Here is a 13,763-nt window from a genome sequence, read left to right on the forward strand (position 1 = left end):
GCGGGTTTGCTGTTTCCTCTCGCACCTCTTCCGCATTACATCCGGCTGCATGAACCGGATGATAAAGTAGATTATCTACCCGTACACTACAGAAAAACAGCTCCATTTACTTTCAAAAAACTCAAAACAATATATCTTTGAGTTTTAGACCGGTAACGATTTAACATCCAATACCCGCATCATGAACAAGTCTGCAAAAATCTGGATGAACGGCGAACTGATTGACTGGAATGACGCCAAAATCCACATCCTGTCACATGTTGTCCACTACGGTTCATCCACATTTGAAGGGATCCGCTGCTATGAGACCCTCAAAGGCTCGGCGGTGCTCTTTCTTGACGAACATATCAAACGGCTCAGGGACTCGTCGAAAATATACCGTATTGAAATTCCATACTCCGAAAAGGAGCTGAAAGATGCGGTCATCAGCACCATCCACGCCAACAGTCAGAAAGCCTGCTACATCCGTCCGCTGGTCTACCGCGGACAGGGGGCAGTCGGAGTCAACCCTCACCGTGCCTCCATTGAAGTTGCCATTGCCACCTGGGAGTGGGGCACCTATCTTGGAGAGGATGTTCTTGAAACCGGTGTTGACGTCCGGGTTTCATCCTGGACCCGTCCGGCTCCGAACACCCTGCCTTCTTGGGCAAAGGCCGGAGGAAACTATCTGAACTCGCAGCTTATCAAAATGGAAGCCCTGATGGATGACTATGCCGAAGGCCTTGCGCTTGACGTTAACGGCTATGTTTCCGAAGGGAGCGGCGAGAATATTTTCGTTGTCCGCGATGGCATTATCTATACCCCCATGTCCGGTCAGTCAATCCTGCCCGGCTTTACCCGCTTCGCCGTGATGCACATCGCAAAAGAGCTTGGCTACGAGGTTCGTGAAACGCTGATTCCCCGCGAAGCGCTCTATGTTGCCGATGAGGTCTTTCTGACCGGTACGGCGGCAGAGATCACCCCGGTCAGAAGCATCGACAAATATCCGATCGGCAATGAACGGCGCGGTCCGATTACCGAAGCACTGCAGCATCACTACCTGAAAATCGTTCAGACCGGCGAAGATCCCTACAACTGGCTGACCTTTATATGACGGTGACAGAGAAGGCATGAGCTGGAAAAACATTATCGGTCAGAAACAGCAGATCCGTGTTCTGCAGAAAGCTCTTGAAACAGACCGCTTTGCTCATGCCTACCTTTTTACCGGCCCGGAAGGGTCGGGAAAAGAGTCCGTTGCCTTTGAACTCGCCTCAATTCTCAACTGCCGCACTGCTTCACTTCAGAACGGCGAGGGTTCATGCGAAACCTGCCCTGACTGTATGCAGGTTCGCTCCTTCATGCACCAGAATATTGAGTATCTCTTTCCTGTCGAATCAGCCCTGCTTGACCCCGGGGAGGGGGCAAAAAAAGAGAACAAAAAGTTTACCGAGGCCAGGGAACGATACGAAGCGCTGCTTGAACAAAAAAAAGAGAATCCCTACTTCTCTCCCGCCATGGAGCGCTCCATGGGCATTTTGACCGAACAGATTATCGCGCTTCAGCATAAAGCCTCCTTTATGCCGGGTGAGGGAAGCAAAAAGATCTTCATTATTTCGCAGGCTGACCGGTTGCACCCCTCGGCAGCAAACAAGCTGCTGAAACTGCTTGAGGAACCGCCTGCTCATGTGCTGTTTATTCTGGTAACCTCAAGGCCGGACGGGCTCCTTCCGACCATACGCTCACGATGCCAGGCTCTCCGCTTCACAAAAGTAACCGCCCGGGAACTGCGCCTCTGGCTGATGGAAAACCGCCCCGAAATTGTGGAGCCCGAACTGAGCTTTATTATCAGTTTTTCAAGGGGAAACCTCCGGCTTGCATGGGAGCTGATCAACAACCGTGACAGCAATGGAGCTGAGACGCCAACCATGCTCCTGCGCAACCAGGCGCTCGACTATTTGCGCAAGGTGCTCACGCCGAACCGCTTCCATGAAGCTATTATGGCCGCTGAAGAGTGTGCCCGAAACCTGACGCGCAGTGAGCTGACGCTCTTTCTTGGTGCGCTCCTGCTCTTCTTTCAGGACATCAACCACCGCAAAATTGTGCCGGAGTTTGCGGAACTCAACAACCCCGACATTACCGACTCGATTGACCGTTTTGCCCGGAACTTCCCCCATGCGGATTTCTTCACCATCTCAACCCTCACCGAAGAGGCGATCCGCACCATCGAACGCAATGCCAGTCCGCTCCTCGTCATGGCATCCTACACCTCCGAGATCCGCCGCCTGCTGCAGCGGGCCTGAAAGGCTTTGAGGAGAATTTCCGAAAAGGACCAAAAGGACAACAGGGACCGCAAGGAGACGTAAAAAGAGGTACTACAGCATCTCCTGGTCCTTTGGGCCCTCGGAGTCTATATTTTTCCTATCCCCGGTCGTGGAGTCAAGCCAGTTAAGGTAACCGGGCAGACCCCCGGTAACGGGAAGCTTGATAATTTCAGGCACATCGTAGGGATGATACTCCAGAATGTAGGCCTCAAGGGCCGTATAACGCTCTTCGGTGGTTTTGATGGAGAGCGCAACTTCATCCTCTTTCTGCAGCGCTCCCTCCCAGATAAAAAAGCTCCGGATATCAGCCATCTGTACACAGGCCGCAAGACGGTTTTCCAGAATACCCTCGGCAAGATTTTCGGCTTCCTCCCGGTCAGGGGCCGTGGTGATAACCATGCAATAATCGCTTTTCATGATCTCCGGGGCAATAAGATTACAGTTCAATAAGTTCCTTGCTGAAACGCTGCAACGGTTCGGCGCCGTGCGCTCCGAGTACCACCGTATCCTCAATACGCACGCCGAATCTGCCGGGCAGGTAAATGCCCGGTTCAATGGTAAAAACCATATTCTCCCGAAGCACCAGCTCCCCTTTCGGGCTGATTCTCGGCTCTTCATGCACTTCGAACCCGACACCGTGGCCGAGACCATGACCAAACTCATCCGAGTAGCCGTGACCGGCAATATATCCACGCACTATCGCGTCAAGCTCCTTGCCGGTCATGCCGCACGTCGCCGAGGCTATGCCGAGCTCCTGAGCCTCCCGGACAATACGGTAAACAGTGCGGGCCTCCTCCGACGCCCTACCAAGTGAGAGGGTTCTTGTCTGGTCGGAGGCGTACCCCTCATAGACACAGCCCATATCGATAACAATCAGCTCTCCGGGCTTGAAGGGGTTTGATGAAGGTTTTGCATGGGGCATGGCAGAACGGGGACCTCCGGCAACAATCGGATCAAAAGAGTCTTTTTCTGCTCCGAGTTTTTTATGCTGGTACGAAATTTCAGCCGCAATATCAATCTCCGTAGCCACAGGCGTGATAAGGGGAAGCACAGCTTCCAGTACCGCTTCACTGATCTCTGCCGCACGCCGCATCTTCATCAGTTCGGTCTCATGCTTGACCATCCTGAACTCATCAAAAAAAGCGTGAACGGGAATAACCCGCTGCCGTCCGTGAAGCCGCTCGATCAGTCGTGTGGCTTCGTGCCAGGTAATATTATCCGACTGCAGGGCAACGCTCTCCCCAAGGGCGTATCGGCCTGAACCAAGCTCGGCATCAAACCCTTCGGCTGAAATTACCGTTTCAGCCACAATCACCTCTCGGGCCGCCTGCTCCTTATAGCGAAAATCGGTAAAAAGCCAGCTTTTTTCCCTGGTAACAATCATTCTGGCGCTGGAGCCGCTGAAACCGGTAAGCCACCGGATAACCGAAAGATCGGTAACAATACAGGCATCAAGAGCCTGGGCCATCATTTTGCCAAGAACCATCTTCAGGGCAGCTTCCCGGTATACGTTATCCATAAGCACAGAATCAGCTCTGATTATTGGGCACCCCTATTAACCTATTCCGCGATTCGATTGCTTCGTTGGGCGGTGCTCGAAATCCTCAAGTACTCCGTGTACATTCCGGTTTCTCTGGCTCCGTCCGCCTCGCACTCAAATCGCTCACGACAATTAATAGAGGTGCCCTATTTAGATTTATATCAATTCTCATTATTATTTACATTTACGAATATTCGAACTCATTTGCCAACCAATCCGATATATGCCGCAAAAGAAGTTACTGCAAAAGCTGCTCACAGGGGAGGATTTTTCACAGGAAGAGATGACCTACTGCATGAACAGCATCATGGACGGGGTGTTTTCCGATGTTGTCATTGCGGCACTGCTTGCGCTCCTGCAAAAAAAAGGGGTGAAGGCTGCGGAGGCTGTCGGAGCCTATCAAAGCCTGATGGCAAAAGCCAACTGCATATCCCTTGATGAAGATGCTGTTGATACCTGCGGTACCGGCGGTGATCATGCCGGCACCTTCAACATTTCGACCACTGCATCAATTATTGCCAACAGTGCGGGAGTCCCCATCGCCAAGCACGGAAACCGTTCGGTAACGAGCAGTTGTGGCAGTGCCGATGTGCTCGAAGCCCTCGGATTTACGATTGATCTTCCGCCTGAAGCGACAAAGGAGCTGTTTGAAGCAACAGGGTTTGCCTTTCTCTTTGCCCCCCTCTACCACCCGTCGATGAAACGGGTAGCCGGTATCCGCAGGGAGATGGGTATCAGAACAATATTTAACATTCTCGGCCCCCTTATCAACCCGGCACGGGCAAAAAGGCAGCTTGTCGGCGTATTCAACCAGGAGCTCATGGAGCTCTATACCGAGGTTCTCCTGCAGACCGGGGCGCGGCATGCGCTTGTGGTTCACTCCATGACTGAAGAGGGCATTGCTCTTGATGAACCGAGCCTTAACGGGCCAACCTATGTTATCGAGATACTGCACCAGTCCGTGCGGCGCAAAACCATCTATCCTGAAGATTTCGGCCTTGGCCGCCATGCCCTGTCGGATATCAAGGGAGGAACCAGAGATGAAAATGCATCCATTATCCGGAACATCCTTGACGGTTCCGCTCCGCAGGCTCATCTTGATGCCAGCATCTTCACCGCTGCCATGGCCTGTTTTGTTTCAGGAAAAGCATCATCCATTAATGAAGGGTTCAGCCAAGCTGCAGATGCTCTTAAAAGTGGCCGTGCAGAGAAAAAATTCAATGAGATTCTGAAAATAAACACTCAGCTCACCGAGAAATACAGGTCGGGCGTAAACTAAATGCTTATCTTTATGCCAAAAAACTTGTATACTGTTTCCCTTGTTTTTAAGCCGAAGCGAGAATCATTACACCCATGAACGGAAGCGAAACGCTAAATCCTGAGATGCAGCACAGCATCAATGAAAAGCTTCGTCAGTCAGGAGTGAGCGACGACCGTCAGAAGATCATCCGGCAGGCACTTGAAAATGTCAACAAACCAGGCTTCAGGATCGACCCTTCAGCTATCCTGCCGCTCATGAAGCCTGTCACCTGGTTCCCCCCGATGTGGGCCTTTGCCTGTGGTGTGGTCTCAACCGGTGAAGGTGTAGCTGCCAACTGGGACATACTTCTTCGGGGAGTTCTCCTTGCGGGTCCGCTTATGTGCGCCATGTCGCAGACCATGAACGACTACTTCGACCGCGAAGTTGACGCTATCAATGAGCCCGACAGACCTATCCCGGCAGGGAAAATATCAAAATCTGCAAGCTGGCTGATTACCTTCGGCCTGATTGTCAGCGGCTTTCTCGTAGCCCTCTCCATCCACCCCTATGTCGTCGCCATCGCCTTTGTCGGGGTACTGATGTCACACGCCTATTCCGGACCGCCAATCAGAGCTAAACGAAACGGCTGGTTCGGCAATCTCATCGTCGGTCTGGCCTATGAGGGTGTTGCATGGCTGACCGGCAGTTTCGCCATTACCCAGGGCGTTCCATCAACGGAGACCATTGCACTTGCAATTATTTTTTCAATCGGTGCACACGGCATCATGACGCTCAACGACTTCAAATCGGTTGTCGGTGACCGTATCCGCAAGGTGGCCTCCATCCCGGTCCAGCTCGGAGAGAAAAAAGCAGCAGTTCTTGCCGCAATTCTTATGGATCTTGCCCAGCTTGCAGCCATTGCCATTCTTGTCTACAAAGGCTCCATGACAACAACCGTGATTGCTCTTGTGTTGCTTGTTGCCCAGTTGCCGATGCAGAAAATCCTGATTGCCAAACCCCTCGAAAAAGCGGTCTGGTACAACGCATTCGGAACCCTGCTCTATGTGCTGTCGATGATGGTGTGCGCCGTCGGCATCCGCCCGTAACGAGCATTCCGGAAATCTGTTCCGCAAGTTGATTGCTTCGTTGTTCCGACGATTTATTGACCTGCCGGTGCGACAATAATCGGTTTCGGGATTACAAAACTATTGTTATATTCCAGTTCGTTTTTTTAACACCAATTGATTGCACCATGCCAAAAGTTTGTCTTCTGACCGGTAAAAAGCCTATATATGGTAATACGGTATCCCATGCGAACAACCATGTCCGTACCCGTTTTGAGCCGAACCTCCACACAAAAAAAGTCTGGATTGAAGAGGAAAAGCGGTTTGTCAAAGTCAAGCTTTCTGCAAAAGCCATGAGAATTATCGCTAAAACCGGTACCGCAGAGCTCGCCAAACTGGTATAAGAGCGTCCGGATCCATAAGGACACTCAAGATTTTCAATGTTTTATAAAGGCTCAATCATCAACGGTTGAGCCTTTTTTTGTCTATGCAAAAAAAACTGATCATATACACAGACGGGGCGTGCAGCGGAAATCCGGGGCCCGGTGGCTGGGGAGCACTCTTGATGTACGGTCCTTCAACCCGCGAACTATCAGGATACTCTCCAGCTACAACCAATAACCGCATGGAGCTGACTGCGGCAATAGAAGCGCTCGAAGCACTCAAGGAGCCCTGCAGGGTTGATCTCTACAGCGACTCCAGCTATCTCGTCAACGCCATCAATGAGGGGTGGCTGAAACGATGGGTTGTCAATAACTGGAAGACTGCTGCAAAAAAAAATGTCGAGAATCCGGATCTGTGGCAAAAAATCCTGAAGTTGATTAGATTGCATGAGGTTACCTTTCACAAGGTGAAGGGCCACAGCGACAATCCCTACAACAATCGCTGCGACGTGTTGGCACGGGAAGCCATAAAAAAACATCCATAACCAGTTGCTGTATGCCGAGCAAAACCGGACCTGACACAAGAGAGAAAAAACGCTCCTTCAAAAAGGGGGCGGGGCTCCTGTTGTTGATCAGCACATTCAGCATGATCTGCTTTCTTGCCATAGTAGTCTGGATCAACTGGCCGAAAACAAGAGTGCAGCCGGAACCCTTAAACCCGGAGATCAAGGGTCTGGTTGACAGGATTCCCGGAAAATCCGATGCCCTTATCTACATTGGACTGAAAGATATCCGCCAGAGCCGTATCTGGAAGGAGATCATTCCGGATTCGCTGAAAAAGGCGCCGCTCTTCCAGCCAAAAGGAAGGGTTGAAGAAATCATAAGAGCTTCAAGGATCAACACCACTGAGGATATTGACACCCTCCTGATCAGTTTCAGGCGAAGGGGATACAAAGAGCAGCACTATATAGGAGTTGCCTGGGGGCCATTGTCAAAAAAGCTTCCCGAATCATTTCTCAAATCAAACAGCACTCTCTCTGAAAAAATAGGGGGCCGGCAATGTTACGCTCTCGACAGTACACTCTGGATCTGTCAGCTTGATCCGAAACGTATAGCTTTTGCCAACAGCAGGAATATGCTTCAGGAGTTCCTCGTTCCAACCGGGAGTTTTTACACGCGGGACTCTCTCACCACAACCCTTATCGACAAGGCTGTATACAAATCACATCTCTGGTTTGCACTGCCTTCCGCATCATGGACCACAGGCGCACTGCAAAGCCTCACGTCGGCTAACCGGGACATGAAAACCCTCGGAAACCTGAACCGTATCCGGAGTATGGCTCTCTCCCTGAAACTCAGTGACGGAATTGAAGCTGAGAGCGAATGGGTCTATACAACCAGACGGGCTGCCTATTTCTCCTCAACCTTTCTCTGGGGGGCAATCAAGCTTTCGGAGCTCGCCGGTACAAGAACATCCGACCAGGCGAAAAAACTGCTTGAAAAGCTTGATATTCAGCAGAACTATGAATCAGTGATTATTCATACGAAGCTTCCCATAGAACTCTTCCAGCAGGCCAAAGAGAAAAAGTAACAGCCCGGTTACCTCTCCAGAGCGTCCGGGCTGCCAGGAGAGGAGAGCGGATCCCGCAGAAAACAGAGCACTCTGCCTTTCCAGAGCACCTGCAACCCTCTGCCGGCCATCACCACTTTTCCCGGCCGGGAGTTCAGTAGATCAACCAGCTTCTGCAGTGCCTGCGCGTCAACCGGTGTATCCATTTCGCGCAGAGCTCTTTTAAAAATCTCTTTCTGTTCGAAAACCGTCAACTTCCTGAGCGCACCGACCTCAAGCCTGCCCTCAACAAGTGAAAGTCCGGGCTCGCATTCAGCAAGGTTTTCAAAATAGAGTTCAAGAAACTCTTCAAGCTCCCCTGCCTGTTCCGAGACTCTCTGGAGCGATGGCATCAGTTTATGGGCAAACCGCTCCTCGATCAGCGGAATGACGCGGTTCCTGATAAAATTCCGGTCGTAGTCATCGGAACTGTTACTGCTGTCAATCCGGCTCGCAATGCCCTTCTCCTTCAGGTAGCCTTTGATTTCAGCCTTATGGAGCAGCAGCATCGGCCGGATGATCCGGTCATTTCGGGCCCTGATCCCCTTGAGAGCGGGAAGAGAAGCTCCCCTGAAGAGATTAAAAAGAATAGTCTCGGCATTATCACTGACATGATGAGCGGTGGCAACCTTCGAGAATCCCTGCTCCTCAAGCACCTTGTCAAAAAAACCGTAACGGAGAATTCGTGCGGTTTCTTCAAGAGACTTTTTCAGCTGCGAGGCATGATGCCGGGTATCAAATCGCTCCACAAAGCACTCCATACCGAGCCTGAGAGCCGCCTCACGCACGAAATCCTCATCACCGTCACTCTCTCTGCCGCGGAGCAGGAAGTTGCAGTGAGCTACAGCAAGCTGAAGATGCAGCACAGGACGCAGTGCCGTGAAAAGGGAGAGCATGGCCATTGAATCCGGCCCTCCGGAGAGAGCAACAAGAATCCTGTCACCTTGTTCAACCAGCCGCCTTGCCTTTATCTGACTGAGAAACTTTTTCTCTAAAGCATTCACTTTTCCCCGCTCATTATCGTTTTTCCCGCAAGAAGCAACCCGTACTTCGTTATCACGACAACGGGATGAGAGTGCGCCTGATCAGGCTTGCTAACCATTACAACGAACAATAGTTGCAAAACAAACCGAAAATCTTTACCCTGTTTTTTCAGGTACAAGATAAATAATTATCATGTTTGGTACGCTTACCATCACTAACCGCCCCTCGACCAAAACCTATGTTTACTCCCTACGGCTACAGCACCATGATAAAAGCTTTACTGATCTGTATGCTCTGCAGCGGTGCCGCCCTGTTTTTTCCACCGGGAGTCAAAATCACACTGCTGATTGCCACAGTCACCTTCAGCCTCTTTACCCTCTACTTTTTCCGAGACCCTGAACGAAAAGTCCCGAATGAACAGCGCATAATCCTCGCACCGGCAGACGGCAGAATCCTTCTGGTTCAGAAGCAGGAAGAGAGTACGCTGGTCAGCATATTCATGTCACCCTTTAATGTCCATGTCAACCGGATCCCCATCAGCGGCAGAGTAACAAAAGTAAACTACAAACCCGGTCAGTTCCTTATGGCATTTGACAACCGGAGCATGGAGAGCAATGAAAAAATGGAGATCGGTATCGACAATGGTGAGATCAGGGTGCTCTTCAGCCAGGTATCAGGATTTCTTGCCCGGAGAATTGTCTGTCCGCTTCAAAGAGATGAGCAGGTTACCATAGGCAACCGGTTCGGCATGATAAAGTTCGGCTCAAGAGTGGATCTCACCCTTCCTCCGGGGGCAGCCGTTGAGGTTCAGGTCGGCCAGAAATCCGTCGCGGGCCGGACCATCCTGGCGAGATACTGAAAAATGTTGGTTTCGGAATGCTTATTCCTTATATAATTATCATTGAGTAGCATTATATCATTTTATCATCTCCGGAGGAGTTGCGATGTTTGGATTAGGTGGACAGGAACTCATTCTTATACTGCTGATAATTCTGCTGTTGTTCGGTGCAAAAAAACTTCCCGAGCTGGCAAAAGGTCTGGGCAAGGGAATGAGAGAGTTCAAGAAGGCCCAGAATGATATCGAAGAAGAGTTCAATAAAGCTGCCGATGAAGCCCCGAAAAAGGATAAATCGACAACCGCTTGACTCGCTGTCAGCCATAAACCTCTGTTCAAAAAGCCCTTGTCAGGGCTTTTTGAACATCCACAAGAACCTGCACGCCCTTGATCTGTCAAATCGGCACAGCAAGAGCGCGGCTGCAACATGGAAGGATAGTACCTTTTTCTTTTTTTAGCGTTATCTTTGCAGTTGACTGCACAGATCAAGAAACCCCGGATATGCTATTCAGCCTTTATATCAGAAATTTTGCTCTGATCCAGGAGCTAACGGTTGAGTTCAGGCCCGGACTGACTATTATCACCGGTGAAACCGGTGCAGGCAAATCAATTCTGATGGGTGCCCTGAACATTGTTCTCGGAGAACGGGCAAGCAGTGACCTTGTCCGCTCGGGCGCTAACAAAGCAGTTATAGAGGCGGTTCTGAAAGAGGCAGGAAGTGAGAAAATTGACACCATTCTGCATGGCGCTGATATCGAACCGGCCGTGGAACTTATTCTCCGCAGGGAGCTCTCTTCAACCGGTCAATCGCGCTGCTTCATCAATGATACACCCTGCACTGCAGGGCTCCTCAAGCAGGTCGGGGAGCTGCTGATTGATCTGCACGGCCAGCATGAACACCAGCTCCTTTTGCGCGCCGAAACCCACGAAACGCTTCTTGATGAATTTGCAGGGAGCCTGCCGGAGGTGACCGCCTACAGAACAACCCGCACACGGCTCCGGAATTTCCAGCTTGAAATAGAACGACTCAACAAAGAGGTGGCTGAAATTCGCGATAAAAAAGAGCTGCTTGACTTCCAGCTCAACGAACTCAATATGCTCGACCTTAAACGGGGTGAAGAAGAGTCTGCCGAAACTGAAATCACGCTTCTGGAAAACGCAGAAACCCTCTTTACCCTCAGCACAGCACTCAGCGACCAGCTCTATGATTGCGAGCACTCGGCATACTCCGTCCTGAGCACTGCTATCCATACCCTTGAGAAGCTTGCTGATATTGACAAACAGTTTGCTATTCATCTCGAGGAGACCCGGACGGCAAAAAGCATTGTTGACGAACTTGCCCGGTTCAGCCGCAGCTACTCTGCTGCTATTGATTTCAACCCCTCTCGACTGGAGGAACTTCGTGAACGCCAGCTCCAGCTCCAGCGAATCAGCAAAAAATATGGTCGAACGCTGCCGGAGCTTATTGATCTGAGGGATGAACTTGACACAAGAATAGCTCTTGAAAACAATCTTGAAGAGGAGATCTCCCGAATCGAAAGTGAGATCACGCAGCAGAAAGAGAGACTCTCCGTTGATGCAGCGAGACTCTCCCTCAAACGGCAGAAGGAGGCCTGCCGCCTTGAAAGCATCATTCAGGGAGAACTCGCAGATCTCGGCATACCGAATGCCACCTTCATTGTGAGCATGGTGCATGAGGAGCAGGAGAATGGCGAGATTGCACTTGAAGGGAAAACATATACCGCACTGCCGAACGGTTATGACCGGATAGAGTTCCTGATCTCTACCAATCCGGGTGAAAAACCAAGACCTCTCGTTAAGGTGGCATCCGGTGGCGAGATCTCAAGAATCATGCTCGCCCTGAAAAGTGCGCTCGCTGCATCCGCTGATCTGCCGATTCTTGTTTTTGATGAAATTGATACCGGTATCAGCGGTCGTATTGCCGATGCCGTCGGAAACAGCCTGAAAACCCTCTCCCGGCTTCACCAGATTATTGCCATCACCCACCTCCCGCAGATTGCCGCTATGGCCGATCTGCACCTCTCTGTAGAGAAATCTGTGCTGGGAGAGAGAACCGTAACCGAGGTAACCGTTCTCGACCGGGAGAGCCGTCTTCAGGCCATTGCCGCACTCATCAGCGGAAACCGGATTTCACCATCCTCACTCACTCTTGCCGCCGAGCTGGTTGCCGGCGCGGAATCAGCGCTTCGTCACTGAAGTGCTCCTGCACATCCATTACATGACCTGGTCGAAAAAATAGTTACTATCATGCATCATCCTGAAATGACCGTAGTTCTGGTCACCGGTGCATCGGGATAGCCAAAGGAATTCATGCTCCACCGCCATCACGCTATCTGCCCTACCGCTTTGTCTATCTGCTTGCTGGAGCAATGAAGTCACTCTACCGGATGGTCAAACAGGCAAAACGTCCCCTCCTTACCCGTCAGGCAGTTGTGTTGCTTGCCTCCCGAGCAGTTATTGATGCATCAAAAGCCCGCAGGATGCTTGGCTGGTCACCACAGATCTCTCTGGACGAAGGGATCGGAAGAACACTCAACTGGCTGATAACGGTTGACCCCGCAGAATGGAAACAGAAGTAGCCGCTCCGGAAGCGGCGCTGAATGAGTGCAAAAAGAGCGCGCATCAAGAGTACCGGATCCTGAAAATATTTCTGAAAGAGCAAATTTGGTTTCTTTATTTATCTTCTATCTTTCTGAAGAGTGAAACCAGGAAAAGCTGAAAGCTGAAGTTCCCGGAAAATCTGTTAAAACAGAGGGTGTTTTCAGGCAGTTCTTTTCAGCTCTACTATTTTAGCTTATAGTTTTAGCAGAATAAAACCATTAGTAATAACAAGAGGATTTCAAATAGTATGTCCACACGATACCTTTCAGGATCTGCCGTTGCACTGGTCACTCCTTTCCGGCACGACAGATCCGTCGATACCGATGCGTTACGGCGGCTTGTGCAGTTTCATATCGCGGCGGGAACCGATATTATCATACCCTGCGGAACAACCGGTGAGTCACCGACACTCTCCGGAGCAGAGCAGTTTGCCATCATCCGCACGGTAAAGGAAGAGGCTGAGGGAAAGATCATTGTGGCGGCCGGTGCAGGCACCAACTCGACCGAGCACGCGGTCGAACTTGCACAACACGCCGAAAAGGCCGGTGCTGAAGCAATTCTTTCCGTTGCGCCCTACTATAACAAACCTTCGCAGGAGGGTATCTACCAGCACTACCGCCATATAGCGCAAGCTGTCTCTGTGCCGGTCATTATCTACAATGTTCCCGGAAGAACCGGATGCAATGTTGCTGCGTCAACCATACTCAGGCTTGCGCGCGAGTTCGGAAACATCACCGCTGTCAAGGAGGCATCGGAAAATATCGGACAGATCATGGAGCTTATAGAGGAGCGACCGGAACACCTGTCGGTTCTCACAGGAGAGGACTCCATGATACTCCCCTTTATTGCCATGGGAGGGGACGGAGTGATTTCCGTAGCAGCAAACCAGGTGCCGTCACAGGTCAAAAGCCTGGTCAATGCGGTCAAGAAGGGGAATCTTGATGAGGCCCGAACGCTGAACAGTACCTACAGAAAGCTGTTTAAACTGAACTTTGTTGAGAGCAACCCGGTACCGGTAAAATATGCTCTCGCACGAATGGGAATGATTGAGGAGATCTACCGGCTGCCGCTTGTACCCATGAGCGCAGAGAACAAGGTGATCATGGATGCCGAACTCGCCTCTCTCGGCCTCATTTAGCTCTCTATTCAAATCAAAAGGGCTGCATGATGATCATGCAGCCCTTTT

General features: G+C 51.0%; 15 protein-coding genes. 12 read left to right on the forward strand and 3 right to left on the reverse strand.

Annotated elements, in window-relative coordinates; genetic code table 11:
• Positions 1-181 precede the first annotated feature (181 nt).
• Positions 182-1,093 carry a branched-chain amino acid transaminase gene (locus CFERDRAFT_RS01720; RefSeq protein ID WP_006365463.1) on the forward strand — a complete coding sequence of 304 codons (912 nt, stop codon included), beginning with the start codon at positions 182-184 and terminating at the stop codon, positions 1,091-1,093.
• Between the two features lie 16 nt (positions 1,094-1,109).
• Positions 1,110-2,279: a DNA polymerase III subunit gene (locus CFERDRAFT_RS01725; RefSeq protein ID WP_006365465.1), complete on the forward strand. Its 1,170-nt coding sequence runs from the start codon at positions 1,110-1,112 to the stop codon at positions 2,277-2,279.
• Between the two features lie 72 nt (positions 2,280-2,351).
• On the opposite strand, the gene cutA is transcribed toward CFERDRAFT_RS01725, so the two are convergent.
• Together cutA and CFERDRAFT_RS01735 are read right to left on the reverse strand one after the other, a co-directional pair.
• Positions 2,352-2,699, reverse strand: a complete 348-nt coding sequence (cutA, locus tag CFERDRAFT_RS01730; protein ID WP_232209736.1) for a divalent-cation tolerance protein CutA — start codon at positions 2,697-2,699, stop codon at positions 2,352-2,354.
• A 37-nt stretch (positions 2,700-2,736) separates the two neighbouring features.
• Positions 2,737-3,819 (reverse strand): M24 family metallopeptidase, encoded by a 1,083-nt coding sequence (locus tag CFERDRAFT_RS01735; RefSeq protein WP_006365467.1) that lies wholly within the window; start codon positions 3,817-3,819, stop codon positions 2,737-2,739.
• Between the two features lie 244 nt (positions 3,820-4,063).
• On the opposite strand from CFERDRAFT_RS01735, the gene trpD reads away from it, so the two are divergent.
• From trpD to CFERDRAFT_RS01760, 5 genes are all read left to right on the forward strand, one after another.
• Complete coding sequence (gene trpD / locus CFERDRAFT_RS01740; protein ID WP_006365469.1) at positions 4,064-5,119, forward strand: anthranilate phosphoribosyltransferase; 1,056 nt, start codon at positions 4,064-4,066, stop codon at positions 5,117-5,119.
• A gap of 74 nt (positions 5,120-5,193) precedes the next feature.
• Positions 5,194-6,186: a chlorophyll synthase ChlG gene (gene chlG / locus CFERDRAFT_RS01745; RefSeq protein ID WP_006365471.1), complete on the forward strand. Its 993-nt coding sequence runs from the start codon at positions 5,194-5,196 to the stop codon at positions 6,184-6,186.
• 146 nt (positions 6,187-6,332) lie between these two features.
• Positions 6,333-6,548 (forward strand): 50S ribosomal protein L28, encoded by a 216-nt coding sequence (gene rpmB / locus CFERDRAFT_RS01750; RefSeq protein ID WP_006365473.1) that lies wholly within the window; start codon positions 6,333-6,335, stop codon positions 6,546-6,548.
• Positions 6,549-6,631: 83 nt separating this feature from the next.
• On the forward strand, positions 6,632-7,072 hold the full coding sequence (gene rnhA / locus CFERDRAFT_RS01755) for a ribonuclease HI (RefSeq protein WP_006365474.1): 441 nt from the start codon (positions 6,632-6,634) through the stop codon (positions 7,070-7,072).
• Between the two features lie 11 nt (positions 7,073-7,083).
• A complete protein-coding gene (locus CFERDRAFT_RS01760) occupies positions 7,084-8,118 on the forward strand; it encodes a hypothetical protein (RefSeq protein ID WP_006365476.1) in 1,035 nt (344 codons plus the stop codon).
• An 8-nt stretch (positions 8,119-8,126) separates the two neighbouring features.
• Here the strand turns inward: CFERDRAFT_RS01760 and tilS are convergent, their stop codons facing one another.
• The gene (gene tilS, locus CFERDRAFT_RS01765) at positions 8,127-9,140 is read right to left on the reverse strand and encodes a tRNA lysidine(34) synthetase TilS (protein WP_006365477.1); all 1,014 of its coding nucleotides are present in this window, start codon (positions 9,138-9,140) and stop codon (positions 8,127-8,129) included.
• Between the two features lie 218 nt (positions 9,141-9,358).
• On the opposite strand from tilS, the gene CFERDRAFT_RS01770 reads away from it, so the two are divergent.
• The 5 genes from CFERDRAFT_RS01770 (at position 9,359) to dapA (ending at position 13,715) form a co-directional block, all read left to right on the forward strand.
• Complete coding sequence (locus tag CFERDRAFT_RS01770) at positions 9,359-9,979, forward strand: phosphatidylserine decarboxylase (RefSeq protein WP_006365478.1); 621 nt, start codon at positions 9,359-9,361, stop codon at positions 9,977-9,979.
• 85 nt (positions 9,980-10,064) lie between these two features.
• A complete protein-coding gene (locus tag CFERDRAFT_RS01775; RefSeq protein WP_006365479.1) occupies positions 10,065-10,265 on the forward strand; it encodes a Sec-independent protein translocase subunit TatA/TatB in 201 nt (66 codons plus the stop codon).
• Between the two features lie 191 nt (positions 10,266-10,456).
• Positions 10,457-12,172 carry a DNA repair protein RecN gene (gene recN, locus CFERDRAFT_RS01780; protein WP_006365480.1) on the forward strand — a complete coding sequence of 572 codons (1,716 nt, stop codon included), beginning with the start codon at positions 10,457-10,459 and terminating at the stop codon, positions 12,170-12,172.
• Between the two features lie 173 nt (positions 12,173-12,345).
• Entirely contained in the window at positions 12,346-12,555 is a 210-nt protein-coding gene (locus CFERDRAFT_RS01785; protein ID WP_006365481.1) for a hypothetical protein, read from the forward strand.
• Between the two features lie 269 nt (positions 12,556-12,824).
• A complete protein-coding gene (dapA, locus tag CFERDRAFT_RS01790; RefSeq protein WP_006365482.1) occupies positions 12,825-13,715 on the forward strand; it encodes a 4-hydroxy-tetrahydrodipicolinate synthase in 891 nt (296 codons plus the stop codon).
• Positions 13,716-13,763: the final 48 nt, after the last annotated feature.

Source organism: Chlorobium ferrooxidans DSM 13031, assembly GCF_000168715.1.
Lineage (GTDB): Bacteria > Bacteroidota > Chlorobiia > Chlorobiales > Chlorobiaceae > Chlorobium > Chlorobium ferrooxidans.

Excerpts from the sequence above, each read along its gene's own strand:
- CFERDRAFT_RS01720 (WP_006365463.1), top strand. The coding sequence starts at position 182 with ATGAACAAGTCTGCAAAAATCTGGATGAACGGCGAACTGATTGACTGG.
- CFERDRAFT_RS01725 (WP_006365465.1), top strand. The coding sequence starts at position 1,110 with ATGAGCTGGAAAAACATTATCGGTCAGAAACAGCAGATCCGTGTTCTG.
- cutA (WP_232209736.1), bottom strand. The coding sequence starts at position 2,699 with ATGGTTATCACCACGGCCCCTGACCGGGAGGAAGCCGAAAATCTTGCC.
- CFERDRAFT_RS01735 (WP_006365467.1), bottom strand. The coding sequence starts at position 3,819 with ATGGATAACGTATACCGGGAAGCTGCCCTGAAGATGGTTCTTGGCAAA.
- trpD (WP_006365469.1), top strand. The coding sequence starts at position 4,064 with ATGCCGCAAAAGAAGTTACTGCAAAAGCTGCTCACAGGGGAGGATTTT.
- chlG (WP_006365471.1), top strand. The coding sequence starts at position 5,194 with ATGAACGGAAGCGAAACGCTAAATCCTGAGATGCAGCACAGCATCAAT.
- rpmB (WP_006365473.1), top strand. The coding sequence starts at position 6,333 with ATGCCAAAAGTTTGTCTTCTGACCGGTAAAAAGCCTATATATGGTAAT.
- rnhA (WP_006365474.1), top strand. The coding sequence starts at position 6,632 with ATGCAAAAAAAACTGATCATATACACAGACGGGGCGTGCAGCGGAAAT.
- CFERDRAFT_RS01760 (WP_006365476.1), top strand. The coding sequence starts at position 7,084 with ATGCCGAGCAAAACCGGACCTGACACAAGAGAGAAAAAACGCTCCTTC.
- CFERDRAFT_RS01770 (WP_006365478.1), top strand. The coding sequence starts at position 9,359 with ATGTTTACTCCCTACGGCTACAGCACCATGATAAAAGCTTTACTGATC.
- CFERDRAFT_RS01775 (WP_006365479.1), top strand. The coding sequence starts at position 10,065 with ATGTTTGGATTAGGTGGACAGGAACTCATTCTTATACTGCTGATAATT.
- recN (WP_006365480.1), top strand. The coding sequence starts at position 10,457 with ATGCTATTCAGCCTTTATATCAGAAATTTTGCTCTGATCCAGGAGCTA.
- CFERDRAFT_RS01785 (WP_006365481.1), top strand. The coding sequence starts at position 12,346 with ATGAAGTCACTCTACCGGATGGTCAAACAGGCAAAACGTCCCCTCCTT.
- dapA (WP_006365482.1), top strand. The coding sequence starts at position 12,825 with ATGTCCACACGATACCTTTCAGGATCTGCCGTTGCACTGGTCACTCCT.